24 protein-coding genes are annotated in these 21,621 nt (G+C 73.0%); 8 read left to right on the forward strand and 16 right to left on the reverse strand.

Annotation, left to right across the window (positions count from 1 at the left end):
• From EV374_RS05795 to EV374_RS05815, 5 genes are read right to left on the reverse strand one after another with little or no spacing between them, the layout of a single operon-like run.
• Positions 1-1,329 (reverse strand): sensor histidine kinase, encoded by a 1,329-nt coding sequence (locus EV374_RS05795; protein WP_132232466.1) that lies wholly within the window; start codon positions 1,327-1,329, stop codon positions 1-3.
• 29 nt (positions 1,330-1,358) lie between these two features.
• Positions 1,359-2,387 carry a SpoIIE family protein phosphatase gene (locus EV374_RS05800; protein WP_486485598.1) on the reverse strand — a complete coding sequence of 343 codons (1,029 nt, stop codon included), beginning with the start codon at positions 2,385-2,387 and terminating at the stop codon, positions 1,359-1,361.
• Entirely contained in the window at positions 2,375-2,794 is a 420-nt protein-coding gene (locus tag EV374_RS05805) for an ATP-binding protein (RefSeq protein WP_132232252.1), read from the reverse strand. The genes EV374_RS05800 and EV374_RS05805 overlap by 13 nt, the downstream gene beginning before the upstream one ends.
• Complete coding sequence (locus tag EV374_RS05810; protein ID WP_132232254.1) at positions 2,791-3,204, reverse strand: STAS domain-containing protein; 414 nt, start codon at positions 3,202-3,204, stop codon at positions 2,791-2,793. Before EV374_RS05810 ends, EV374_RS05805 begins: the two co-directional genes overlap by 4 nt.
• Positions 3,204-4,061 (reverse strand): STAS domain-containing protein, encoded by an 858-nt coding sequence (locus EV374_RS05815; RefSeq protein WP_132232256.1) that lies wholly within the window; start codon positions 4,059-4,061, stop codon positions 3,204-3,206. The genes EV374_RS05810 and EV374_RS05815 overlap by 1 nt, the downstream gene beginning before the upstream one ends.
• 162 nt (positions 4,062-4,223) lie before the next feature.
• On the opposite strand from EV374_RS05815, the gene EV374_RS05820 reads away from it, so the two are divergent.
• Positions 4,224-4,580 (forward strand): STAS domain-containing protein, encoded by a 357-nt coding sequence (locus EV374_RS05820; RefSeq protein ID WP_092381119.1) that lies wholly within the window; start codon positions 4,224-4,226, stop codon positions 4,578-4,580.
• A gap of 10 nt (positions 4,581-4,590) precedes the next feature.
• On the opposite strand, the gene EV374_RS05825 is transcribed toward EV374_RS05820, so the two are convergent.
• Positions 4,591-5,919 (reverse strand): CynX/NimT family MFS transporter, encoded by a 1,329-nt coding sequence (locus EV374_RS05825; RefSeq protein WP_132232258.1) that lies wholly within the window; start codon positions 5,917-5,919, stop codon positions 4,591-4,593.
• Between the two features lie 50 nt (positions 5,920-5,969).
• On the opposite strand from EV374_RS05825, the gene EV374_RS05830 reads away from it, so the two are divergent.
• From EV374_RS05830 to EV374_RS05845, 4 genes are all read left to right on the forward strand, one after another.
• Positions 5,970-6,653, forward strand: a complete 684-nt coding sequence (locus EV374_RS05830; protein ID WP_132232260.1) for an FCD domain-containing protein — start codon at positions 5,970-5,972, stop codon at positions 6,651-6,653.
• A 39-nt stretch (positions 6,654-6,692) separates the two neighbouring features.
• Positions 6,693-7,166 (forward strand): large conductance mechanosensitive channel protein MscL, encoded by a 474-nt coding sequence (gene mscL / locus EV374_RS05835; RefSeq protein ID WP_132232262.1) that lies wholly within the window; start codon positions 6,693-6,695, stop codon positions 7,164-7,166.
• An 81-nt stretch (positions 7,167-7,247) separates the two neighbouring features.
• The gene (locus EV374_RS05840; protein ID WP_132232264.1) at positions 7,248-7,484 is read left to right on the forward strand and encodes a hypothetical protein; all 237 of its coding nucleotides are present in this window, start codon (positions 7,248-7,250) and stop codon (positions 7,482-7,484) included.
• 106 nt (positions 7,485-7,590) lie between these two features.
• Positions 7,591-7,965, forward strand: a complete 375-nt coding sequence (locus tag EV374_RS05845; protein ID WP_132232266.1) for a hypothetical protein — start codon at positions 7,591-7,593, stop codon at positions 7,963-7,965.
• On the opposite strand, the gene EV374_RS05850 is transcribed toward EV374_RS05845, so the two are convergent.
• The gene (locus tag EV374_RS05850; RefSeq protein WP_132232268.1) at positions 7,907-9,307 is read right to left on the reverse strand and encodes a benzoate/H(+) symporter BenE family transporter; all 1,401 of its coding nucleotides are present in this window, start codon (positions 9,305-9,307) and stop codon (positions 7,907-7,909) included. The genes EV374_RS05845 and EV374_RS05850 overlap by 59 nt on opposite strands.
• 56 nt (positions 9,308-9,363) lie before the next feature.
• Here EV374_RS05850 and EV374_RS05855 point away from each other — a divergent pair, with 56 nt between their 5' ends.
• A complete protein-coding gene (locus EV374_RS05855; protein WP_132232270.1) occupies positions 9,364-9,924 on the forward strand; it encodes an XRE family transcriptional regulator in 561 nt (186 codons plus the stop codon).
• Between the two features lie 54 nt (positions 9,925-9,978).
• Here EV374_RS05855 and EV374_RS05860 read toward each other — a convergent pair whose 3' ends face one another.
• Positions 9,979-11,016, reverse strand: coding sequence for an AAA family ATPase (locus tag EV374_RS05860; protein WP_132232272.1), 1,038 nt, complete (start codon positions 11,014-11,016; stop codon positions 9,979-9,981).
• Positions 11,017-11,079: 63 nt separating this feature from the next.
• Between EV374_RS05860 and EV374_RS05865 the strand changes: the two genes are divergently transcribed.
• Together EV374_RS05865 and EV374_RS05875 are read left to right on the forward strand one after the other, a co-directional pair.
• Entirely contained in the window at positions 11,080-11,799 is a 720-nt protein-coding gene (locus EV374_RS05865) for a protein phosphatase 2C domain-containing protein (RefSeq protein WP_132232274.1), read from the forward strand.
• Between the two features lie 315 nt (positions 11,800-12,114).
• Positions 12,115-13,299 (forward strand): GNAT family N-acetyltransferase, encoded by a 1,185-nt coding sequence (locus tag EV374_RS05875; RefSeq protein ID WP_486485599.1) that lies wholly within the window; start codon positions 12,115-12,117, stop codon positions 13,297-13,299.
• Between the two features lie 21 nt (positions 13,300-13,320).
• Here the strand turns inward: EV374_RS05875 and EV374_RS05880 are convergent, their stop codons facing one another.
• From EV374_RS05880 to EV374_RS05915, 8 genes are all read right to left on the reverse strand, one after another.
• Entirely contained in the window at positions 13,321-14,403 is a 1,083-nt protein-coding gene (locus EV374_RS05880; protein WP_132232278.1) for an NAD-dependent epimerase/dehydratase family protein, read from the reverse strand.
• Between the two features lie 77 nt (positions 14,404-14,480).
• On the reverse strand, positions 14,481-14,783 hold the full coding sequence (locus EV374_RS05885; protein ID WP_132232280.1) for a hypothetical protein: 303 nt from the start codon (positions 14,781-14,783) through the stop codon (positions 14,481-14,483).
• Between the two features lie 184 nt (positions 14,784-14,967).
• Positions 14,968-16,050, reverse strand: a complete 1,083-nt coding sequence (locus EV374_RS05890) for a Gfo/Idh/MocA family protein (RefSeq protein WP_165947715.1) — start codon at positions 16,048-16,050, stop codon at positions 14,968-14,970.
• A gap of 22 nt (positions 16,051-16,072) precedes the next feature.
• A complete protein-coding gene (locus EV374_RS05895; RefSeq protein ID WP_132232284.1) occupies positions 16,073-17,134 on the reverse strand; it encodes a Gfo/Idh/MocA family protein in 1,062 nt (353 codons plus the stop codon).
• Positions 17,131-18,018: a sugar phosphate isomerase/epimerase family protein gene (locus tag EV374_RS05900; RefSeq protein WP_132232286.1), complete on the reverse strand. Its 888-nt coding sequence runs from the start codon at positions 18,016-18,018 to the stop codon at positions 17,131-17,133. The genes EV374_RS05895 and EV374_RS05900 overlap by 4 nt, the downstream gene beginning before the upstream one ends.
• A gap of 33 nt (positions 18,019-18,051) precedes the next feature.
• Positions 18,052-18,894, reverse strand: a complete 843-nt coding sequence (locus EV374_RS05905; RefSeq protein ID WP_132232288.1) for an ATP-binding cassette domain-containing protein — start codon at positions 18,892-18,894, stop codon at positions 18,052-18,054.
• Complete coding sequence (locus EV374_RS05910; protein WP_132232290.1) at positions 18,891-20,672, reverse strand: dipeptide/oligopeptide/nickel ABC transporter permease/ATP-binding protein; 1,782 nt, start codon at positions 20,670-20,672, stop codon at positions 18,891-18,893. Before EV374_RS05910 ends, EV374_RS05905 begins: the two co-directional genes overlap by 4 nt.
• Positions 20,669-21,610: an ABC transporter permease gene (locus tag EV374_RS05915; protein WP_132232292.1), complete on the reverse strand. Its 942-nt coding sequence runs from the start codon at positions 21,608-21,610 to the stop codon at positions 20,669-20,671. Before EV374_RS05915 ends, EV374_RS05910 begins: the two co-directional genes overlap by 4 nt.
• Positions 21,611-21,621 lie beyond the last annotated feature (11 nt).

Raw genomic sequence — 21,621 nt, forward strand, 5'->3', positions numbered from 1 at the left:
TCACGCTCCGCCCACGGGCAGTGTGACGGTGAACGTGCTGCCCCGGCCCGGCTCGCTGGACACCACGAGGCTGCCGCCGAGCAGGGTCACCAGCCGCCGCGCGTACGGCAGGCCGAGGCCCGTTCCGCCGACCCGGGTCGCGCCGGGCACCTGGTAGAACTCCTCGAAGATCCGCTCCTGCAGCTCCGGGGGGATGCCCGCGCCGGTGTCGGAGACGATGAGCGACCAGCGCTCGTCCTGCCGCTCCGCCCGCAGCCGGACCTCGCCGCGCTCGGTGAACTTGAGCCCGTTGTGCAGCAGGTTGCGCAGGACCTGGGCGAGCAGCACCTCGTCCGTACGCAGCGTCGCCGGGACGGGCGGCTCCTCCACCACGAGCTCGACGTCGGGCCGGGTGGCCAGGGCCCGCAGCGTGCCGCGCAACTGGCCGAAGACCGGCCGCAGGTCGACCTCGGCCCAGTCGGGCTCGATCCGGCCCGACTCGGCCTTGGCCAGGTCGAGCAGCTCGTTGACCAGCGTGAGGAGGTCACCCGCCGAGGAGCGGATCAGCCCGACCTGGCGGGCCTGCTCGGCGGTGAGCGGGTCGGAGGCGGAGTCGCCCAGCAGCCGGCCCAGGCCGATGATCGCGGTGACCGGGGCCCGCAGCTCGTGGCTGACGTTCGCCAGGAACCGGCTCTTCGACTCGCTGGCCGCGCGCAGCTGCGCGGACTTCTCGTCCAGCTCGGCGTAGAGGGCCACCACGCCGCGGTTGGTCTCCTCCAGCTCCTCGGTGAGCTGGTTGTAGAGCGCCATCACCCCGCGGTTGGTCTCGGCCAGCTCCTCGTTGAGGACGGCGAGTTCGTCGCGCTGGCTGCGTACCTCGTCGAGGGCGGCGATGAGCTGGGCGTTCTGGGCGGCCAGCTCGTCCAGGGCGCTGCCCGGGGCGTTCCGGTCGAGCTCGGACCGCAGCTCGGCGAGACGCTCGGGGGTCAGCACCTCTGCGGTGACCGGGACACGTCGGGACATCCTCACGACCGTATCCCCCTCGCGTGTCACCACGCCCAACTTGTCCACCAACCGCGCCACCGCACCGGACTGCGGCTCGTACCGCCCGCCGGGCAGCGGGCGCACGGGGACGAGGTCCACCCGCAGGTGCCGCCTGCCGTCGACGGCGTCGTGGACGAGGACGAATGCCACCTCCGCCCCGCCGACCGAGTGCAGCAGGTCGCGGGCGACCTCGCTGAGCGCCGTGGCGATGCGTACCTGGTCCTGGTGCTCCAGGCCCACCGCGGCGGCGACCTCACGGCCCCGCTGCCGGACGACGAAGATGTCGTGTTCGACCCGCAGCGCCATCTGCAGCAGCGGCGCCCCGGCGGACCCGGTCACGACCAGGCCCGGGCGGCCAGGACGCAGGCGTCGTCGCGGCGCGTGCCGGCGTCCCGCAGCACCGTCGCGGCCACCACGAGGGGCGACCGGTCGGCGAGACCGGGATAGTCGGCGAGCTGCCAGCGGTCGACCACCCCGTCACTGTGCATGACCAGCAGGGCGTCGGCGTCGAAGGGGTAGTCGTACTCCCGGACCGAGGGTCGCTGGTGCCCGGCGATGCCGGGCAGCGAGACCAGGCCCCGCCGCTTGCCGTCGCCGCCGATCACGGCGGCGGCGATGTTGCCCAGCCCCGAGTAGCGCAGCACCCCGGCCGACGGGTCCGGCTCGGCCACGGCGAGCGCCGCGCCCCGGGTGTGCGACATCGAGCGGTGCAGGTGCGCGACGACCGCCGACGGGGGCCCCGCCGGCGCCTTGCGGAACGCGTCGAGCGCGGCGTCGGTGGCGGCGGAGGCGAGCGGACCGTGTCCCAGGCCGTCGCAGACCAGCACCTGGCGCCGGCCCTCGACGATCCGCCAGGCGTAGCCGTCACCGCTGACCGACTCCCCGGGTATCGGCCGGCTGAGCGCGCCGGCCCAGGGCCGCTCGTGCCCGCCGTCGGGCTTGGGCCAGACCTGGACGGCGAGGACGGTGCCGCGCGGCGGCCGGGAGTAGCCGTCGAACCAGCTCGCCTGCCGGACGATCGCGCCGAGGCCGATGCCGAGCGTCCCGACGGTGGAGTGCCCGTCCTCGAAGGAGGCGGTGAGGTCGGCCATTCCCGGCCCGGAGTCGAGGGCGACCAGTTCCACGCCGGCCTCCCCGTCGCGCCGGACCGGCCGCAGCAGCACGACACCGTCGTCGGCGTGCTTGACCAGGTTGCTGGTCAGCTCGGCGGCGACGATGGACAGGTCGGCGATACGGGCGTCGCCCAGGGCGAGCTGGGCGCCGAGCCGTTCGGCCGCCCGACGCGCCGCGCTCGCCGCGCCGCCGCTCTCGACCCGGTACCAGACGCCGCGGTCGGAGACCACGTCGTCGTTCATCGGGCCCATTTGGTGACCGTGATCCGGGTTCCCTCACCCGGGGCGGTCTGGATGTCGAACTCGTCGACCAGCCGGCGGGCGCCGCTGAGCCCGAGGCCGAGCCCGCCGCCGGTGGTGTAGCCGTCGGTCAGCGCCAGGTCGAGGTCGGCGATGCCCGGGCCGGAGTCGGCGAAGACGATCCGCACGCCCCGCCGCCGGCCGTTGTCCACGATGGCCACCTCGACCGAGCCGCCGCCGCCGTACACCAGGGTGTTGCGGGCCAGCTCGCTCGCCGCGGTGACGACCTTGGTCTGGTCGACCAGCGAGAGCTTGACCGCCACCGACACGGTACGCACCAACTGCCGGACGCGCACCACGTCCTCGTCGCTGCGGATCGCCTGCGCCTGCGGCTGGCCCAGGTCGACTCCGGTGGTCATGACAACGCCGTCGTCTCGGCGTCCGGTTCGTCGTCGAACGCGAGCTCCTGCTCGTCGGCGTGGGCCGCCGCGATCAGCTCCATGCCCCGCTCGACGTTGAGCGCCGTCCGGATGCCGTTGAGCGACAGGCCCAGCTCGACCAGGGTGATGGCGACGGCGGGACGCATCCCGACCACGACCGTCTCCGCGTCGAGCACCTTGGAGATCGACGCGATGGTCGACAGCATCCGCCCGACGAAGGAGTCGACGATGTCCAGGGCGGTGATGTCGATGATCACGCCGTGGCAGCCGGTGGCGACGATCCGCTCCGCGAGGTCCTCCTGGAGCTGGACGGCCGTCTGGTCGGACATGTCGACCTGGATGGAGACCAGCAGGATGTCGCCGATCTTGAGGATCGGCACCCGTTCCATCAGGCCTCCCGGCGCTGGCGGCGGCCGGTCTCGACCCCGGTGAGCCGGAGCACGTGCCGCAGCGCGTCGGCGAGGCTGGCCTTCGTGGCGATGTCGCCGAACTCGATGCCGAGGGCCACGATGGTCTGGGCGATCTGCGGCCGGATGCCGGAGATGATGCAGTCGGCGCCCATCAGCCGGGCGGCCACCACGGTCTTGAGGATGTGCTGGGCGACCTGGGTGTCCACCGCCGGTACGCCGGTGATGTCGATGATCGCGTAGGGCGAGCCGGTGTCGACCAGGGTCTGGAGCAGCCGCTCCATCACCACCTGGGCCCGGGCCGAGTCGAGGGTGCCGACCAGCGGCACGGCGACCACGCCCTCCCAGAGCTTCACCACCGGGGTGGAGAGCTCCAGCAGTTGCTCCGCCTGGTCGGCGATGAGGCTCTCGCGGGTGCGCACGAAGCTCTCGAAGGTGAACAGGCCCATCTGGTCGATCAGCCCGGAGAAGGCGACGTAGTCGCGCAGCGTCTGGGTGCCGTCATCGGCCTCCATCAGCTCCAGCAGCACCTCCTTCAGCGAGAACACGCTGATCGCGGTCTCGGAGGCGGAGAAGCCCTGCCGGGCGCGTCCCCGGGACAGCTCCGAGAGCACGGCGCGCAGCTCGGCGGCCCGCTCGGAGTCGAGGTCGATGGCACCCTGCTCACTGACAGTGATCATGCTAGAGTGCAGCTCCTGCAGCTGTCGGCGCAGCTCGCCCTGGCTGAGCCGCCCGCGCAGGGATCCGGCGACGATCTCCGTCCAGCGCTGCATGATCCGATCGGCATACCCGGTCAGCAGACCGGCCAGCCGGCTGCTTTCCTCGGCGCTCAACGCCATGGTGAACCCCCTTCGACCTCGACGGCGGACTCTATCACCGGGGGTCGGAGCACTACTTGTCGCAGGGCAAACGAATGAGGACGGCCACCGGATACCGCATCCCGTTCTGCGTACCACCCCGATCGTGGGATACCGTTTCCCCGATAACAGGAGGTCTGGCGAATGTCCTTGACGGTGCACACGGAACAGCGCGGCGACGTGGTCGTCGTATCGGTCGCGGGCGAGCTGGACATGGCGACCGCACCGCAGCTCCAGGACCAGATCACCGACCTGCTCGACAAGGGCCGCAGCAGGCTCGTCTTCGACCTGGCGAACGTCTCGTTCTGCGACTCCACGGGCCTGTCGGTGTTCGTCCGGGCCAAGAACAGCTGCGACGAGGCGGGCGGCGTGGTACGGCTGGCCGCCCCGCAGCGGGGCGTGCTGCGCATCCTCGAGGTGAGCGGCCTCGTCGAGGTGCTGCACACCTACCCGACGGTCGACCAGGCCGTGGCCGGCGATCCCACGCCGGCCTCCTCCTGACGGTTCCCCCTCACGCCTCGTCCTCGATGTGTCGGGGACGGGCGATCACCATGCCCGCGCCGGTCTGCACGGCGAGTGCCGCCAGCAGGAACCCGATCGGGACGGTCCACCCGCCGGTCGTCCCGTAGAGGATGCCCACCAGCAGTGGCCCCAGCGCGGCGATGAGGTAGCCGACGCTCTGGCTGAACGCGGAGAGCGCCACCGTCCCCTCGGTCGTCCGGGCCCGCAGCCCGATGGTGGCCAGGATCATCGGGAAGGCGCTCTGCCCGATCGCGAGCAGCACCACCCAGAGCAGCGCCCCGTCGTGCGGCGCGACGGCCATCCCGACGTAGGCGAGGGCCATCGCAGCGGAGAGCGTCAGCACCAGCGGGTGCAGGGTGCGCAGCCGCCCGGCCAGGGTCGGCATGAGCAGGGCGATCGGCACGCCCAGCGCCGTCACCCCGGCGAGCAGCAGGCCGGCGTCCTGCGGCCGGTAGCCGGCGTCGCGGAAGAGCTGGGCCAGCCAACCCATGATCGCGTAGGCGCCCAGCGACTGCGTCCCGAAGTAGACCGCCATCGCCCAGCCGAGCCGGGTCCGCCCCGGCCGGATCCGGCGGGCACGGGGCGCCACCACCGCCGGGGTCGCCGCCCGTCGGGCCGCGCGCGCCCGCAGCGCCAGCGGCACCCACGGGAGTACGGCCACCAGGGCCAGCCCGGCCCACACGGCGAGCCCGGCCCGCCAGGTGCCGAAGAGGTGCGCCACCGGCACCGCCGCCGCGGCGGCCACCGTCGACCCCACCGTCAACGTCATCGAGTACGCCCCGGTGACCAGCCCGACGCGGTGCGGGAAGTACTGCTTGACCAGCAGCGGAAGCAGGACGTTCGCCACCGCGATCCCGGCCAGCGCGAGGGCGCTGCCGGCGATGAAGACCAGCGCGGAGTCGGTGCCGACCCGGACGAGCTGCCCGGCGGCGAGGATCAGCATCGCCACCACCAGCACCCGGGCCGGGGAGTTCCGGCGGACCAGCCGGGGGGTGAGCGACCCGAAGACAGCGAAGGCCACCGCGGGCAGGGTGGTCACGACCCCGGCCAGCGCCCCGGAGAGGGCCAGGCCGTTGCGTACCTCGTCGAGCAGGGCGCCGAGGCTGGTGATCGCGGCCCGCAGGTTGAGCGCCACGAGCAGCATGCCGACGAGCACGAGCAGCCCACCGGCGACCGGTCCGACCGGCTCGGGGGTGGGACCGGCGGCAGGAGCCGTCGCATCCGCCGGCGCGGGCACGTCGTCCGGCCCGGCGATCGTCTCCCGCCCGGAACGCGGTGAGGTTCCGGCGTCGACGGCGGCGGTGGTTGGCGGGGTCATGGGTCCGAACCTACAATCATGGGATGAATTTCAGGCAGGTGTTGTAACCAGTGCCACCGTCGGTTGATTCCGCCGCCGCGCCACCCCGGGGCCACCGGGTGCGGCAGACCATCGCCCAGCTCAGGGAGCGGATCCTCGGCGGCGAGTGGCCGGTCGGCGGGCGGATCCCCACCGAGCCGCAGCTGGTCGCGGCGCTCGGCGTGGGCCGCAACACGGTCCGCGAGGCGGTACGGGCGCTGGTGCACGCCGGGGTGCTGGAGTGCCGGCAGGGCTCCGGGACGTACGTGGTGTCGACCGACGAGCTGGCCCCGGTGGTGGCCCGCCGGCTCACCGCCGACCGGATGGCCGAGGTGGTCGAGGTGCGCCGCGCCTTCGAGGTGGAGGCCGCCCGGCTCGCCGCGCTGCGGCGTACGACCGAGGACCTGGCGGCCCTGGACGGCGCGCTCGCCGCCCGCGAGGCGGCCTGGCACGACGGCCGGTTCGACGAGTTCGTGGCGGCCGACGCGGCGCTGCACACCGCCGTGGTCGCGGCGGCGCACAACGGCATGCTCGCCGACCTGTACGCCTCGGTCGGGGCCGCGCTGCACAGCACGATCGCCCAGTCGATGGGCGGCGCGCTGGAGCCGGACCGCTACGTCGACCACTCCCGGCTGGTCGAGGCGATCCGGGCCGGCGACCCGGGCCGCGCGGCGATCGAGGCCGGCGCTTTTCTGGAGCCCTCGCCCGGGGCATAGGTTGTGCCGGACGGAAGACCGGACACCTCGGGAGTACGGATGCTCAAGGGCTTCAAAGACTTCATCATGCGCGGCAACGTCGTCGACCTGGCGGTCGGTGTCGTCATCGGCGCCGCGTTCACGGGCGTGGTCACCCAGCTCACCAAGTCGTTCCTGGAACCGATGGTCCGGGTGCTCATCGCCCTGATCACCGGCAGCAAGAACGGTCTCACCGGCTCGACGCCGACGTTCCGCGAGATCCCGTTCGACTGGGTGGCGTTCGTCAACGCGCTGATCACCTTCCTGCTCACCGCGGCGGCGCTCTACTTCATGGTCGTCTTCCCGATGAACAAGCTGGCCGAGCGGCGCAAGCGGGGCGAGGAGCCGCCGCCGAAGGCGCCGAGCGAGGAGGTCCGGCTGCTCACCGAGATCCGCGACGCCCTGGTCGCCGCCGGCCACACCACCCCCGGGCAGCGGCGCGGGGCGCTCGACGAGGTGCTCGGCCGCCGGGAGGAACCGCCCACTCCGCGCTGAACCCGTCGCACGCACATCGGCCCCTGCGGGAATCCCGCAGGGGCCACACATTTTCGTACGCCTGTTCGATAGAGTCCCGCCATGGAGCAGCGGAAGCACTGGTGGAACGGGAAATGGGGCCGGCTGGCCCGGCGCGACGTCTTCCTCCGGGTGGACGCCGACCGGTGGCACGTCGAGCAGCGCGCCGGCGGTTCCGAGGGCGTCTCCCGGTTCTACGAGTACGGCACCGCCGAGGAGGCCGAGGAGACGGTCCGGGCGCTGCTCCAGGGCACCGACACGTGGCGCGAACTCTCCCCCCGCCCCCCGACCGCCTGGTGAACGGCCACCGCCCGAGATCTTGGACAGTTGGCGTTCGGCCCGAGCGACAACTGTCCAAGATCTCGACGGTGGTTTAGCCGGAGCGGGGGCCGGGAACCGCCCCGGGATGGAGCAGCAGGGCACCGAGCGGCAGGCGACAGTTTCCCGGGTCACCACGGGCATGCGGGTGATCGACGTCGACGGCACCGAGTTCGGCACCGTCGACCTGGTCCAGCGGGGCGATCCCAACGCGGTGACCGTGCAGGCGCCGACCGCCGACCCCGGCAGCAGCCTGGACGAGCTGATCGAGTCGACGGCCGTGGAGGAGCCGGACGTACCGGCCGACCTGGCGGCCCGGCTGCTGCACAGCGGCTACCTGAAGGTCTCCACCGACCTGGTCCGCACCGGCGCGGTCTACGTGCTCGCCGAGCAGATTGCCGCCGTCACCGACGACCAGGTACGCCTCGACGTCCCGGCCCGCGACCTGCCGCCCGAGGAGTGACATCCACCCGCCCGGTCCCGGTCGGCCCCGCCGACCCGCTCGTGGCAGGCTCCACCGCCGGCCCCGGCGATCCGGTCGTGACGGGTTCCACCGCCAGGCCCGGCGATCCGGTCGTGACGGGTTCCACCGCCGGGCCAGGCGACGCCGTCGCGGCGGGTTCGGGCGCCGGCTCCGGCGCGGTCGGCCCGCCGGAGCGGCGGCGGAAGAGCAGGAGCATCACCCCGCCCGCGACCAGGCCCCAGAACGCGCCGCCCACGCCGAGCAGGGTCACCCCGGAGGCGGTGACCACGAAGGTGACCACGGCGGCCTCCCGGTCCGCCGGCTCCGCCAACGCCGAGGTGAGCGCGGTGGCCAGCGCGCCGAGCAGCGCCAGCCCGGCGACCGCCTCGATCAGCACCGGCGGGGCGAGCGCGACCAGCGCGGTGGCCGCACCGGCGCCCAGCCCCAGCAGGGCCAGCCCGGTGCCGGCGGTGACCGAGGCGATCCAGCGGCGCTCCGGGTCGGGGTGGGCGTCCGGGCCGGCGGCCAGGGCGGCGGTGATCGCGGCGAGGTTGACCGCGTGCCCGCCGGCGGGCGCGGCGAGCACGGTGGTCAGTCCCGTGGCGCGCAGCGCGGCGCCGAAGGGCGGCCGGTAGCCGTAGCCGACCAGCACCGCCATCCCCGGTACGTTCTGCGCGGCCATGGTGACCAGGAAGAGCGGCAACGCGAGGCCCACCATCGCTGAGAGGTTCCAGGCCGGCGCGGTCAACTCGACCGCGGGCAGCAGCCGCGCGCCGCCGAGCCCGGAGACCGGGGTGGTCAGCGCGATCGCCGCCACCGCGACGACCAGCGCGCCCGGCACCGCCCACCGGCGGGCGAACCGGTGCAGCAGCAGCCAGGCCAGCACCACGGGTACGGCCAGCCGGGGCACCTCGACCAGCGCGCGGACGGGGGCGGTGCAGAGCGGCAGCAGGACCCCGGCGAGCATCGCGCCCGCGATCGGCCGGGGGATAGCCGCGACGGCCCGCCCGAGGGCCGGGAACAGCCCGGCGGCCACGATCAGCGCACCCGAGACGAGGAACGCCCCGACGGCGACGGGCCAACCGCCGGGCGGCGTGCCCGTGGCGACCAGCAGCGCCGCGCCCGGGGTGGACCACGCGACGCTCATCGGGATCCGGTGCCGCAGGCCCAGCCACACGGCGGAGATCCCGGAGGCCACGCACACCGCCAGCAGCCCGGAGGCGGCCTGGGCGTCCGAGGCGCCGACGGCCCGCAGGCCGGCCAGCACCACCGTGAACGAGCTGGCGAACCCGACCAGCGCGGTCACCACCCCCGCCAGCACCGGTTGCGACCGTCCCGCCATCCCGCCTCCCCCGACCGTTCCGTTTACGGAACAAGAACCTGTAGCACCATAGCGGGATGCCGCAGACGTCACCAGTCCACCGATCGGCCCCCGACCCGGGTGCCGAGGCCGTCGGTCGCCGGGTGCGCGCCCTGCGCGAGGAGCGCGGGATGTCGCTGTCCGCCCTCGCCCGGCTCGCCGGGGTGGGCAAGGCGACCCTCTCCGGCCTGGAGAACGGCACCCGCAACCCGACCCTGGAGACGCTCTACGCGATCACCGCGCAGCTCGGCGTACCGCTGACGGCCGTGCTCTCCGGCCCGGCGGCCGGGCCGGTCGTCCGCGGCGCTGCGGTCAGCGCCATCCTGCTGGAGGTCTTCGAGGACGCCGACGCCACCTACGAGCTGTACCGGATGCTGGTCGCGCCCGGCCCGGAGCAGCTCTCCTCCGCCCACCAGAAGGGGGTCACCGAGCACGTCACCGTCTTCTCGGGCGTGCTGCGCGCCGGCCCGGTCGACGCGCCACTGACCGCCGCCGCCGGTGGGCACCTGCGCTGGACCTCCGACGTACCGCACGTGTACGCCGCCGTCGGCGACGAGGAGGTCGCCGCCAGCCTCCTGCTCCGCTACCCCCGGCGGTGAGCACCAGGTGCAAGGAAGGGCCCCTTGCTTACACCTGAACCCGGCGGTGTGGGCTCAGCCGTCGACGGGGGTCGGCACCGGTAGCCGCCGCTGCACCGCCCAGATCGCCGCCTCCGTACGCGACGCCGAACCGGTCTTGCGCAGCAGGTTGGACACGTGCACGGTGACCGTCCGCACCGAGATGCCGAGGGCCCGCGCCGCCTGTTTGTTGGACATCCCGGCGACCAGGCAGCCCAGCACCTCGATCTCCCGCCCGGTCAACTCGGCGTCCACCGGGTCGACCGGCCGCTGCGACGCCACCCTCTGCGGGCGCGGGGCGGGCGGCGGCCGGAGCAGCGCCTCGGGCCCCCGGCCGGCGTGGGCGGCGAGCAGCTCGGTCAGCGCGTACGGGTTGCCGCCGGTGCGCTGCCAGACGGCGCGCACCAGCCGGCCGGACGGGCGCGGGTCCGCGTACACCTGGGTCAGCACCTCGGCGACCTCGGCCGGGAGCAGCGGCCCGAGGTGTTGGCGGACGGCGCCCCGGACGCCGCAGAGCCGGGCCAGCGCGCGGACCGCGAGGTCCGGCGCGACGGCGTCCTCGGCGGGCCGGCTCGCCACCACCAGCAGCGCCGGCAGGTCGGCGGCGGTCGCCAGCTCGCCGACCAGGTTGAGGCTGGCCGGGTCGAGGGCGTGCAGGTCCTCCACCACCACCACGGCCGGGCCGGCGCCGACGAGCAGCCGGACGACCCGCACCGCGAGGCGGAGCAGGGTGCCCGGCGCGTAGCGCTCGCGCGGCGCGGTCGGCTGCTGGGCGAGCCAGGCCAGCGCGTCCGGCGGCAGGTCGAGCCGGCTCGTGTCCCGGCCCGTGAGCACGGCGGCCAGCCAGTCGTACGGAGCGGGGCTGTGCACGCGGGCGGCGCCGGAGAGCACCACCGCCGGTCGGGGGGCGAACGCGTCGAGGGCGGCCGAGACCAGCAGGGACTTGCCCACCCCGGCGGCTCCGGTGATCACCGCGACGGTCGGCGCGGACCGCCGGCCGGCGACCACGGTGGACCACGCCCGGTCGAGCTCAAGCAGCTCGCCGGCGCGTCCGACCATCGACACCGGCATCATTCCCCAACCCTACGCAGTAGTGCGTAGAGACGGCGGGAGGGTGTTCTTGGCAAGCTTGACCCCATGACGCTGATCCTCCGCTCGGCCATCCTCAACGACATCGGCCTGGTTCGCACCAACAACGAGGACTCCGCCCTCGCCGGTGACCGCCTCGTCGCGGTCGCGGACGGCATGGGCGGCCTGCCCGCGGGCGAGGTGGCGAGCGAGATCGTCATCCGCATCCTGGACGAGCTGAGCCCGCCGACCACCCCCGACGAGGCGGCCACGGCGCTGCGCGCCGTGGTGAGCACCGCCAACCGGCGCATCCACGCCGCCATCACCGTCGACCCGGCGCGCGACGGCATGGGTACGACGCTGACCGCCGCCCTGCTCGCCGGGGACGCGCTGGTGCTGGCCCAGGTGGGTGACTCCCGCTGCTACCTGCTGCGCAACGGGGAGCTGACCCAGCTCACCCGCGACGACACCTTCGTCCAGGCGCTGGTTGACCAGGGGGCGCTCTCGCCCGAGCAGGCACGGCACCACCCGCAGCGGTCCCTGGTGACCCGGGCGGTGCAGGGCTCGGACACTCCCCCGGCGGTCGGGGTGCTCACGGTGGTCGCCGGCGACCGGCTGCTGCTGTGCAGCGACGGGCTCTCCGACTACGTCGAGGACGGCACGATCGCCGCGACCCTGATCACTTACGGCGACCGCCACCACTGCGGCGAGCAGCTCGTCAAGCTCGCCCACCAGGCCGGCGCGCCGGACAACGTGACCGTCGTGGTCTCGGACGTCGTCGCCGGCTGAGCGCGTCCCGGCTCCCGCTCTGCTGCGTGGGGGTGGCCGCGCCGTTCGGGATGCTGATCGGCGCGCTGCTCCCCCCGCGAGCTGGAGGGGACGCTGCTGCTGCTCACCGGCTACCTGGCGCGGGGTTCGCTGCACGGGCTGGCCGTCACCGCGCTGCTGATCGGCGCCGTGGCGGCCGTGTTCAGCGTCCGGCTGCGCCGCCGCCGGCACCTTCGACACCTGCCGATCGGCTGACCGGGCGTCGCCGTGTCACCGGCGATTGCGGTTGCGGCGACCGCCGGGCCGGGATGGGATGGGCGGATGACCGTCCGCCGGGTGAACGCCGAAGAGAGACTGTCCACCAGCTTCGCGCTCGGCGCGTACGCCTTCGAGGCGTCGCCGCGCAGCACGGCCCGGGCGGAGGAGTTCCGCGGCTACCTGCCCTACAACAAGGGCAACCGGACGCTGATCGTCGAGGAGGGCGGCACCACGCTGGCCGCCGCCTCGGCCATCCCGATGCGGCAGAACCTGCGCGGCGAGGTGCTGCCGATGGCCGGCGTCGCCGGGGTGGCGAGCCATCCGCTGGCCCGCCGGCAGGGGCACGTACGCACGCTGATGCACCAACTCCTCGACGAGATGCGCGACGAGGGGCACCAGCTGAGCGCGCTGTACCCGTTCCGGCCGTCGTTCTACGCCCGGTTCGGCTACGTGGGGCTGCCGAAGCCGCGTACGGTCACGTTCTCGCCGGCCGACCTGGGCGAGCTGCTCAACGCCGACCTGCCCGGCGAGGTGGGCTGGGAGCGGATCGGCGAGGGCTACCGGGACTGGCGCGCGTTCACCGAGCGGTGCCTGAACGAGCGGCACGGCTTCGCGATCTTCCCCGGCTACCGGGACGTGGGGCTGCGCGACCGCGACGAGCACTGGCTGCTGACGGCCCGCACGGGCGGTACGGTCACCGGCGCGGTGCTCTACCGCATCGACGACCACGGCGGCACGCTCGCCGCCGGCGACCTGCTCGCCGCCGACCCGCTCGCCCGGGCGCTCATGTTGCAGTTCTTCGGCCGGCACGTCGACCAGGTGGAGCGGGTGACCGTGCAGGTGCCCGTCGACGAGGTGCCGGAGCTGTGGCTGACCGACCTGGCCGTGCACGTCGAGGCGCGGGTGGCCCGGCCGAGTTATGCCGCGCCCATGGCCCGGCTGCTGTCGGTCGACGCGCTGGCCGGGCTGCCCGTCGGGGCGGGCCGGGTGCGGGTGGAGCTGACCGGCGACCGGTGGCTGACCGGGTCGTACCTGCTGGACGGCACGACCGGCGCGCTGGAGCTGGTCACCGGGGCCGCCGCCACCGTCGGCTCGCCGCCGACCGCCACGCTGACGGCCGCCGGCCTCTCCGCCCTGGCGTACGGGGTCCTGGACCCGGTCGAGGTGGGCCTGCGGGGGCTGGGCGACGTGTCGACCGACGCGGCGGCGGAACTGCGCCGCCTCTTCCCCCGCCAGAACCCGTACGTCTTCGCCGACTTCTGACCCCCGCCGCCCGAGCGCAGGTCAGTAGGGGTTGCCGTGGCCGGCGGGACGACCGCGCAGCAGGGCGGTGGGGCGGCCCGGCAGGTGGCGCGCCGCCGACATCGGCGGGCTGGCGGTGTGCGCCCGGTCGGCCATGCCGGCGAAGAGTTCCTTCAGCGCGCTGAGCGCGTCGTGGCGCGGGTGCCAGCCCAGCTCCGTCTCGGCGCGCTCGCTCGACATCAGCGGCGCGTGCAGCGCCAGCTCCACCCAGCCGGCGTCGATCGGTTGCAGCCGCGCCCGCCAGGTCAGGGCCGCGGCGACGCGCAGCACCGGGGCGGCGACGGGCACCGTCCAGCCGTGGAAGTGCCGGGCCACCAGCTCCGGGGTCAGCACCGGGTCCGCGGCGACGTTGAACGCGCCGCGCGCGTCGCCCAGGACCGCCCTGGCGTACGCGTCGGCGACGTCGTCGGTGTGCACCGCCTGCATCCGCAGCCGTGGGTTCGTCGGCACCAGCGGGATCCGGCCGAAGCGCAGCAGCCGGACGGGCGCGAACGGGCCGAGGAAGTAGCGGGTGATCTCGGTGGCCGCCGCCCGCTGGAAGTTCAGGCCGGGCCGCAGCCGCACCACCCGCAGCCCCGGGTGCTCGCGCTCGGCCCGGTCGAGCAGCGCCTCCACCTCGGCCTTGTCCCGGCTGTACGACGAGCCGGGCACCCCGGTAGCCGGCCAGCGCTCGGAGATCGGGTGGTCCTTCGGGCCGGACGCGTAGACGCCGACCGACGACGCGTACACCAGGGCCGGCACGCCGGCGCGGACCACAGCGTCGATCACGGCCGCGCTGCCGCCCACGTTGGTCCGGTGCAGCACGCGCTGGTCGTGGCTGGGCTGGATCTGCCAGGCCAGGTGCACCACCGCGTCGGCGCCGGCGAAGACCTCGGCGAGCTGGTCGGCCGAGCCGGGCAGGCCGACGTCGCAGGAGTGCCACTCCACCTGGTCGTACGGCTCGCCGCAGTCCGGCCCCGGCAGCCGGCGGGCCACCCCGGCGAGTTCCACTCCGCGTTCCCGCCGCAGCCGGCGCAACAGGGCGGTGCCCGCGTTACCGGTCGCCCCCACCACCACGATCCGCATGCCCGCCCCGTACCCGGTCAGCCCCGGCTCAATCGCCGATCACGCCCACCGTCGGAGTAGGGCGAGCGGCACACCCGTCAGGGGCGGGGCGAGTGGCGGACCCAGTTCTTCTGCCCGCCCCGGCGGCGGCCCTGCGAGGCGGCGAGGCAGCGCGGGCAGATCCGGCCGACCGGGTCCGCCTCGGTGAGCACGTCCGTCGAGGCGTACTCGAACCGCACGTGCGGGAAGCGGCGCAGCCGGGTCCGGCTGAGCGGGAGCCCGCAGACGGTCTGGTTCTGCCCCGGCAACCAGGCGTGCACCTCGCCGGCCGGTTCCCGTACCCCGTCCGGCCCCGCCCCCTCGCTCGACGCCGCCACGGCCGGGCTGCTGCTAATCCTCATACGGCCACGATTCCCCCACCCCGCCCCCGCCATGCCCGCCCCACGCCCCACACGGGGTCGATCATGCAGTTGTGGTGGGCGGAATGAGCCTCTTCGGGGCTTTTGCGGGGCGCCACGACTGCATGATCGACGCCAGCGGAGGGGTGAGGGTGGGGTGGGGGCAGTCTTGCGGGTCGGCCGGCTCTCAGCCGACGGCACCCGGGTCACGTCGGTCGGGGGTCTCCAGCCTCGAACTGATCGTCGTGAAGCCTCCGCCGGAGCGGGTGGCGTCGGCGATGGCCGTGAGCACCTCGAGGACGTGGAGCCCCCGGGTCGCCGCGGCCAGCGCGGGCCGCCCCGCCAGGATGGCCCTGGCCATCTCGAGCAGGCCCATCCCCATGAATCCGTCGGAGTCGCGTGGGCCGGGGAGCACCTCGACGAAGTCGGTGCTGCCCGCCGCCCTGAGCAGCACAGGACCGCCCCACGAGTTGGCCTGCGCCGCGACGATCGTGCCCTCGGTGCCGTGGATCTCCAGGTGCGGCGTACGCGTCGCCACGACGTCGAAGCTGGTCACCAGCATGCCCATGGCCCCGCTGGCGAACTCCAGGACGCTGTTGATGTGGGTGGGTGTCTGCACGCTGAAGGTCGACCCCGCGCGGGGCCCGGCCAACACGACGCGTTCGGTACGCGCGGTCGCGCCCAGCGCCCCCACCCGGACGACGGAACCCATGAGTTCGGTCAGCACCGTGAGGTAGTACGGGCCGATGTCGAACAGGGGTCCGGCGCCCTCCTGGTAGAGGAACTCCGGCTCGGGGTGGAACCGTTCCGGCCCGGCGTTCATCATGGCGGCGTTCACCGAGGTCGGGGTGCCGATCGCGCCGTCGGCGAGCAGTGCGGCGCAGGTCTGCGCCCCGAGGCCCAGGAAGGTGTCCGGCGCGGTGCCGACCTGCAACGACCGCGCCCGGGCGGCCTCGACGATGCGGTGCCCGTCGGCCATGGTGGTCGCCAGGGGCTTCTCCGTGTAGACGTGCTTGCCGTGCTCCAGGGCGCGCAGGGTCACCTCGGCGTGCGCCCTGGGTGGGGTCAGGTTGAGGACCAGGTCGATGTCCGGATGGGTCAACAGGGCGTCGACCGGGTGCACCTGCGGCACCGCGTGGGCGGCGCCGAGCGCCCGCGCGCGCGCCGGATCGGCGTCGGCGCAGGCGACGACGGTGACCGCCGGGTCCCCGGCGAGGTTGGCCAGGTAGCGGGAACTGACGTTTCCGCACCCCACGACCCCCACCCGCACGGACCCTCCGTCGTGGACCATCTCAGGAGAGCCTGATCTCGTGGCCGGCCCGCGCCGACTCGTAGATCCCGTCGAGCATGCGCATGACCTCCGTGCCGTGCGAGACGGGGGCCACCGGCTCGGCCTCTCCCAGGCACAGCGCCACGAAGTGCGCGATCTCGTTGGCGAACCCCTCGGCGAAGTCGAAGCTGAGGTGGTCGATCTGGGGTCCCACGTTGAGGACGGTGTCGTGCATCTCGGTGGCGATCCGGAGCTGGGGTTCGAGTTCCGCGCCACCGCGCTCGCCGAACACCGCCACTTCGAGGCGGTCCTCGAGGGCGTGCAGGGAGTAGCTGGTCTCCAACGTCAGGGACGCCCCGTTGTCGAAGCGGATGAAGGCCGCCGCGAAGTCCTCGACGTCGCTCTGGGTGGGGTCGTAGTCCGCGACCTTGTACCGCGACAGCGACGTGACGTTGGCCCGGTTGCCCAGCCGGGCGTGGGTGACGGCGCTGACCGTGACGGCCTTCGGGGTGCCCATGAAGTACCAGCAGAGGTCCAGCACGTGCACGCCGATGTCGATGAGCGGTCCCCCGCCGGACCGCTTGTGGTCCGCGAACCAGCCACCGGGGTTGCCGAGCCGTCGGATGTTCGTCGCGCGGGCATGGTAGACGTCGCCCAGCAGCCCGGTGTCGACGAACGACTTGAGGACCTTGGCGTTCGCGCCGAAGCGCCGGACGAAGCCGACCTCCAGGTGCCTGCCGCTGCGCTCGACGGCCCCGACGAGCGCCTCGGCCTCGCTGGCCGTACGGCTCAACGGCTTCTCGACCAGCACGTGCTTGCCGGCGTCGAGCGCCGCCGTGGCGATCTCCGCGTGGCTGTCGTTCCACGTGCAGATGCTCACCGCGTCGATCTCGGGGTCGGCGAGCAGGCTGTCGAGCGTCGGGTGCACGCGGGTCGCGCCGAAGGTCTCGGCCTTTTGCGCGCTCCGCTCCTGGTTGACGTCGTACACCCCGACGAGGTGGACGTCCGGGTTGGCGGCGTACGCGCCCAGGTGCATCTCCGCGATGCTCCCGACGCCGATCACGCCCACGCCCAGCCGGCTCACTTCGCCGCCTCCGCCTCGGCGAAGAGCCGCTTCGCGTTGGCCAGACCGATCGGGTTGGCCATCAGGCACTCCTCGATGCCCTCGAACTCGATGGACACGAAGCCGTCGTAGCCGGCGTCGACGATGCCCCGCACGATCCTGCGCATGTCGAGGTCGCCGTAGCCGACGATGGAGCCGAGCAGGTAGCTGCCGCCGGGGGTGTGGTGCCAGCCCTCGCCGGGGTACTGCGAGCGGACGTAGAAGTCCTTCAGGTGCACGATGCTGGCGTACGGGGCGTTCTCGGCGACCGACACCACCGGGTTGTCGTCCACCGACATGAAGTTGCCGACGTCGAGGGTCGTCTTGAAGTTCGGCTCGTCGACGAGGTGGATGAGCCGGCGTACGCGCTCACCGCCGTTCATCAGCAGCCCGTGGTTCTCCACGCTGGTGGTGATGCCGTACGGGGCGGCGTACTGGGCGATCTCCTTGCACGCCTCCACCATGCGGGGCAGCAGCGCCTCGAACTCGGCGATGTCCTTCGCCCGGTGGGCCCACTTGGCGACGTCGTGGCGGAAGAGCTTGATGTCCAGGGCGGCGGCCACCTCGATGTGCCGCTTGACCCGCTGCATGCTCTTCTCGGCGTCCGCGCCGAGGAGGTCGGCCGGGACGACGAGGTTGGACAGGGTGACGCCCTGGTCGGCCGCGCGGGTCTTGATCTCCTGGACGAACCCGGGGTCCTGGTCGAGGGTGGAGGTGTCGTTGGAGATCTCCGGGGAGAGCGACACCGTCGCGATCTCCATGTGGGTGGCGTCGCTGGCGCCGATCCAGTCGATGACCTCGAAGAGGCTCATCCGGTTGGTGCGCAGGTGCTGGTAGAAGGAGTAGGAGCTGAAGCCGAACTGCACGGGTACTTCCTTTGCTCGGTCGGATCGGAGGGGTCAGGAGGAGAGCGCGGCGTACTGGCGGCGTCGTTCCGCCTGCCGCGCCGGGTCAGGGATGGGCGACGCCATGAGCAGCCGGTTCGTGTACGCATGGCGCGGTCGTGACGTGACGGTGTCACCGTCACCGGTCTCCACGATGCGGCCCTTGAGCATGACCGCGACCCGGTGGCAGATGTAGCGGACCACCGACAGGTCGTGGGAGATGAAGAGGTACGCGACGCCGGTCTGCTCCTGGATGTCGATGAGCAGGTCGAGGATGCGTGCCTGGGTGGAGAGGTCGAGGGCGCTGACCGGTTCGTCGCAGACGATGAGCCGGGGCTTCAGCGCGAGGGCGCGGGCGATGGCGATGCGCTGCCGTTGCCCGCCGGAGAACTCGCGCGGGTACCGCCGCCCGGCGTCGGCTTCCAGGCCGATCTGGCCCAGCAGCTGACCGATCCGCGCGGAGGCCTCGGCCCCGGGCACCCCCTGCGCCCTGAGCGGCTCGGCGAGGATGCTCTCGACGGACATCGCCGGGTTGAGCGACGAGTACGGGTCCTGGAAGACGACCTGGATGTCCCGGCTCAGGGCCCGGCGGGCGCGCCGGTTCGCGTGGGTGATGTCGGCGCCGTCGAACGTGACGGTTCCGGCGCTGATCGGGGCGAGCCCCAGGAGCGCGCGGCCCAGGGTCGTCTTGCCCGAGCCGGACTCGCCGACCAGGCCGACCGTCTCGCCCGCCCGGATCTGCATCGAGACGTCGTGCAGCGCGTGGAAGGACGGGCTGCGCCACCGGGCCCCGCGATAGACGACGTTGACGTCGCGGACGTCGAGCAGTGGGGCGCCGGAATCGTTGCGGGTGCTCATGACTGCGCCTCCTGAAGGTCGTCGCGCGACCGCCGGGGAGGGGCGTCCTCCAGGGTCGCGTCCAAGAGCATGCGGGTGTACTCGTGCTGCGGGTTGGCGAAGAGTTCGGCGACGGGTTGCTGCTCGACGACGAGGCCGTCCCGCATCACCGCGACCCGGTCGCAGAGGTCGGCGACCACACCCAGGTTGTGGGTGACGAGGATGAGGCCCATGTTGCGCTCCCGTTGCAGGTCGCGGAGGAGCTCGAGGACCTCCGCCTGGACGGTGACGTCGAGGGCGGTGGTCGGCTCGTCCGCGATGAGCAGCTCGGGATCGCAGGAGACGGCGCCCGCGATGAGCACCCGCTGTGCCATTCCCCCGCTGAGCTGGTGGGGGTAGGCGGCGAGCGTGCGGGCGGGGTCGGGAATGCCGACGCGTTCGAGCAGGTGCAGGGCCCGCTCGTGCGCGGCCTTCCTGGACAGGTTGAGCTTGCGCCGCATCGGCTTCGTCAGCTGGGCGCCGACGGTGAAGGACGGGTCCAGGTTCGACATCGGCTCCTGCGGCACGTAGGCCATCTGCGGCCCGCGCAGCTTCTGCAACTCGCCCTCGCGCAGCCCGATCAGGGACCGCCCGTCGAGGGAGAGGTGCCGGGCGGACACGGAGGCGTCGGGTGGCAGGAGTCCGAGGATCGCGAAGGACGTCTGGGACTTTCCGGAGCCGGACTCCCCGACCAGGCCGAGCACCTCTCCCCGCGCGACGTGCAGCGACACGCCCCGCACCACGTCCTTGGTGGCGCCGTCCTCGGCCACGTACCGCACCGACAGGTCCTCGACGCGGAGCAGGGTGTCCGCGGGGAGGGCGGTCGCGGGCGTACCGTCGGCTTCGCCCTGGACGACTGTCAGGTCGTCCCGGCCGGCGGACCGCGCGGCCCGCTTGGCCTTGGGTTTGCGGCTGACCCCCAGCGAGTCCGCCAGGGCCGTGCCGAAGAGCACAAGTGCCATGACCGTGAGGCCGATGGCGACGCCGGGCGCGATGACCAGCTCGGGCGCGCGGTGGAAGTTCTGGAAGGCGTTGCTGAGCTCGCCGCCCCAGCTGGGGCGCTGCGGGTCGCCGAAGCCGAGGAACTCCAGGCCGGACTGGACGATGATCGCCATGCCGAAGATGAACGAGGACCGCACGAGGACCGGCCCCAGCACCACGGAGAGCACGTGGCGGAAGATGATGCGCAGGTCGGACAGACCCGCGACGCGGGCCGCGTCGAGGTAGAGCTCCTCGCGCACCGCGATCACGGCGCTCCGGGTCAGCCGGAAGATGTCCGGCGACGCCAGCACGCCAAGGGTGATCATCGTCGGGGCGAGGCCGCTGCCGAGGGAGGCGATCACCACGATGATGATGAGGATCTCCGGCAGGGACATCAGCATGTTGAAGATCCAGCTCGACACCCCGTCGAACAGCTTCGCGCGGTAGCCGGCGAGCAGACCTGCGGGAATCCCGCACAGGAGGGCGACGGCGACCATGATCGCGCCCGCCTGGAGGCTCACCCGGCCGCCGTACAGGAGGCGGCTGAGGATGTCGCGCCCGTTGCCGTCCGTGCCGAGCGGGTGGTCGCCGCTCGGCGGTCGGAGCGCCTCCGAGAGCACCACCAGGTTCGGGTCCTGCGTGGCGAGCAGCGGCGCGAGGAGGCTCGCCGCGACGATGGCCAGCAGGACGCCGCCCGCCACCACGCCCATCGGGTTACGCAGGAAGGAGCGGAATCTCCTGGCTGTCAGGCCCGCGCGGGGCGTCACGTCGGCGCTCATGCGTTCCGTACCTTCGGGTTCAGTGCGGCGTAGAGGATGTCGACCGCGAGATTGACGAGTACGACGACGAGCACGGTGAAGAGCAGGACGCCCATGATCACGGGGATGTCGCTGTTGCCCGAGGCGTTGATGGCGACGGCGCCGATGCCCTGGAGGCCGAACACGCGCTCGATGATGGCGGCGCCGCTCATCGCCGCGATGAACTGGAGGGAGAGCATCGTCAGCGCCGGCGGAGCCGCGTTGCGCAGGACGTGGGTGAGCAGGATCTCGCGCTGCGAGAGGCCCCGGCTGCGCAGCGTACGGACGTAGTCCTGGCTGTTGACGGTGATCACGGAGTTCCGCAGCTGCTGGGCGATGGCGGCGATCGACCCGATCGACAGCGCGACGATCGGCAGGGTGATGGACCAGAGCCAACCGCCGGGTGAGTCGTTCAGGTGCACGTAGCCCGTGGCGGGGAACCAGCCCAGCTGCACGGCGAAGACCAGGGCCAGGATGATCGCGACCCAGAAGTTCGGCAGGCTGAAGCCGAACACCATGAACACCTGGAGTACGCGGTCGAACGTCCCGGGCCGGGTCGCCGCGAGCAGCCCGAGCACGATGCCGAGGACCGCGGCCACCAGGACGGCGCCCAGCGCGAGGGAAACGGTGACCGGCAGCCGCGTCACGATGAGCTCGCTCACGTCGGTGTTCTGCGCGGACGAGACCCCCAGGTCACCGCGTACGACCCCGCCCAGCCAGCTCAGGTACTGCTCGACGAGCGGCCGGTCGAGGCCGAGTTGCTCCCGCTTGACCGCGACCTGTTCCTCGGTGGCGTAGAGGCCGAGCGCGCCCCGGGCCGGATCGGAGCCGGTGAGCATGAGGAAGAAGAACATCCCCGTCACGACGGAGAACGCCAGCAGCAGGCCCGTGGCCAACCGCCGACCGATGAAGCCCAGCATGCCTGCTACCT

The organism is Micromonospora sp. CNZ303 (genome assembly GCF_004345505.1).

Coding starts and splice junctions, on each gene's coding strand:
- EV374_RS05805 (WP_132232252.1), bottom strand. CDS start 2,794: ATGACCACCGGAGTCGACCTGGGCCAGCCGCAGGCGCAGGCGATCCGC.
- EV374_RS05860 (WP_132232272.1), bottom strand. CDS start 11,016: ATGATGCCGGTGTCGATGGTCGGACGCGCCGGCGAGCTGCTTGAGCTC.
- EV374_RS05825 (WP_132232258.1), bottom strand. CDS start 5,919: ATGACCCCGCCAACCACCGCCGCCGTCGACGCCGGAACCTCACCGCGT.
- EV374_RS05885 (WP_132232280.1), bottom strand. CDS start 14,783: ATGAGGATTAGCAGCAGCCCGGCCGTGGCGGCGTCGAGCGAGGGGGCG.
- EV374_RS05915 (WP_132232292.1), bottom strand. CDS start 21,610: ATGCTGGGCTTCATCGGTCGGCGGTTGGCCACGGGCCTGCTGCTGGCG.
- EV374_RS05820 (WP_092381119.1), top strand. CDS start 4,224: ATGTCCTTGACGGTGCACACGGAACAGCGCGGCGACGTGGTCGTCGTA.
- EV374_RS05795 (WP_132232466.1), bottom strand. CDS start 1,329: ATGGCGCTGCGGGTCGAACACGACATCTTCGTCGTCCGGCAGCGGGGC.
- EV374_RS05910 (WP_132232290.1), bottom strand. CDS start 20,672: ATGAGCGCCGACGTGACGCCCCGCGCGGGCCTGACAGCCAGGAGATTC.
- EV374_RS05845 (WP_132232266.1), top strand. CDS start 7,591: ATGGAGCAGCAGGGCACCGAGCGGCAGGCGACAGTTTCCCGGGTCACC.
- EV374_RS05905 (WP_132232288.1), bottom strand. CDS start 18,894: ATGAGCACCCGCAACGATTCCGGCGCCCCACTGCTCGACGTCCGCGAC.
- mscL (WP_132232262.1), top strand. CDS start 6,693: ATGCTCAAGGGCTTCAAAGACTTCATCATGCGCGGCAACGTCGTCGAC.
- EV374_RS05800 (WP_486485598.1), bottom strand. CDS start 2,387: ATGGGCCCGATGAACGACGACGTGGTCTCCGACCGCGGCGTCTGGTAC.
- EV374_RS05810 (WP_132232254.1), bottom strand. CDS start 3,204: ATGGAACGGGTGCCGATCCTCAAGATCGGCGACATCCTGCTGGTCTCC.
- EV374_RS05815 (WP_132232256.1), bottom strand. CDS start 4,061: ATGGCGTTGAGCGCCGAGGAAAGCAGCCGGCTGGCCGGTCTGCTGACC.
- EV374_RS05865 (WP_132232274.1), top strand. CDS start 11,080: ATGACGCTGATCCTCCGCTCGGCCATCCTCAACGACATCGGCCTGGTT.
- EV374_RS05850 (WP_132232268.1), bottom strand. CDS start 9,307: ATGGCGGGACGGTCGCAACCGGTGCTGGCGGGGGTGGTGACCGCGCTG.
- EV374_RS05880 (WP_132232278.1), bottom strand. CDS start 14,403: ATGCGGATCGTGGTGGTGGGGGCGACCGGTAACGCGGGCACCGCCCTG.
- EV374_RS05840 (WP_132232264.1), top strand. CDS start 7,248: ATGGAGCAGCGGAAGCACTGGTGGAACGGGAAATGGGGCCGGCTGGCC.
- EV374_RS05855 (WP_132232270.1), top strand. CDS start 9,364: ATGCCGCAGACGTCACCAGTCCACCGATCGGCCCCCGACCCGGGTGCC.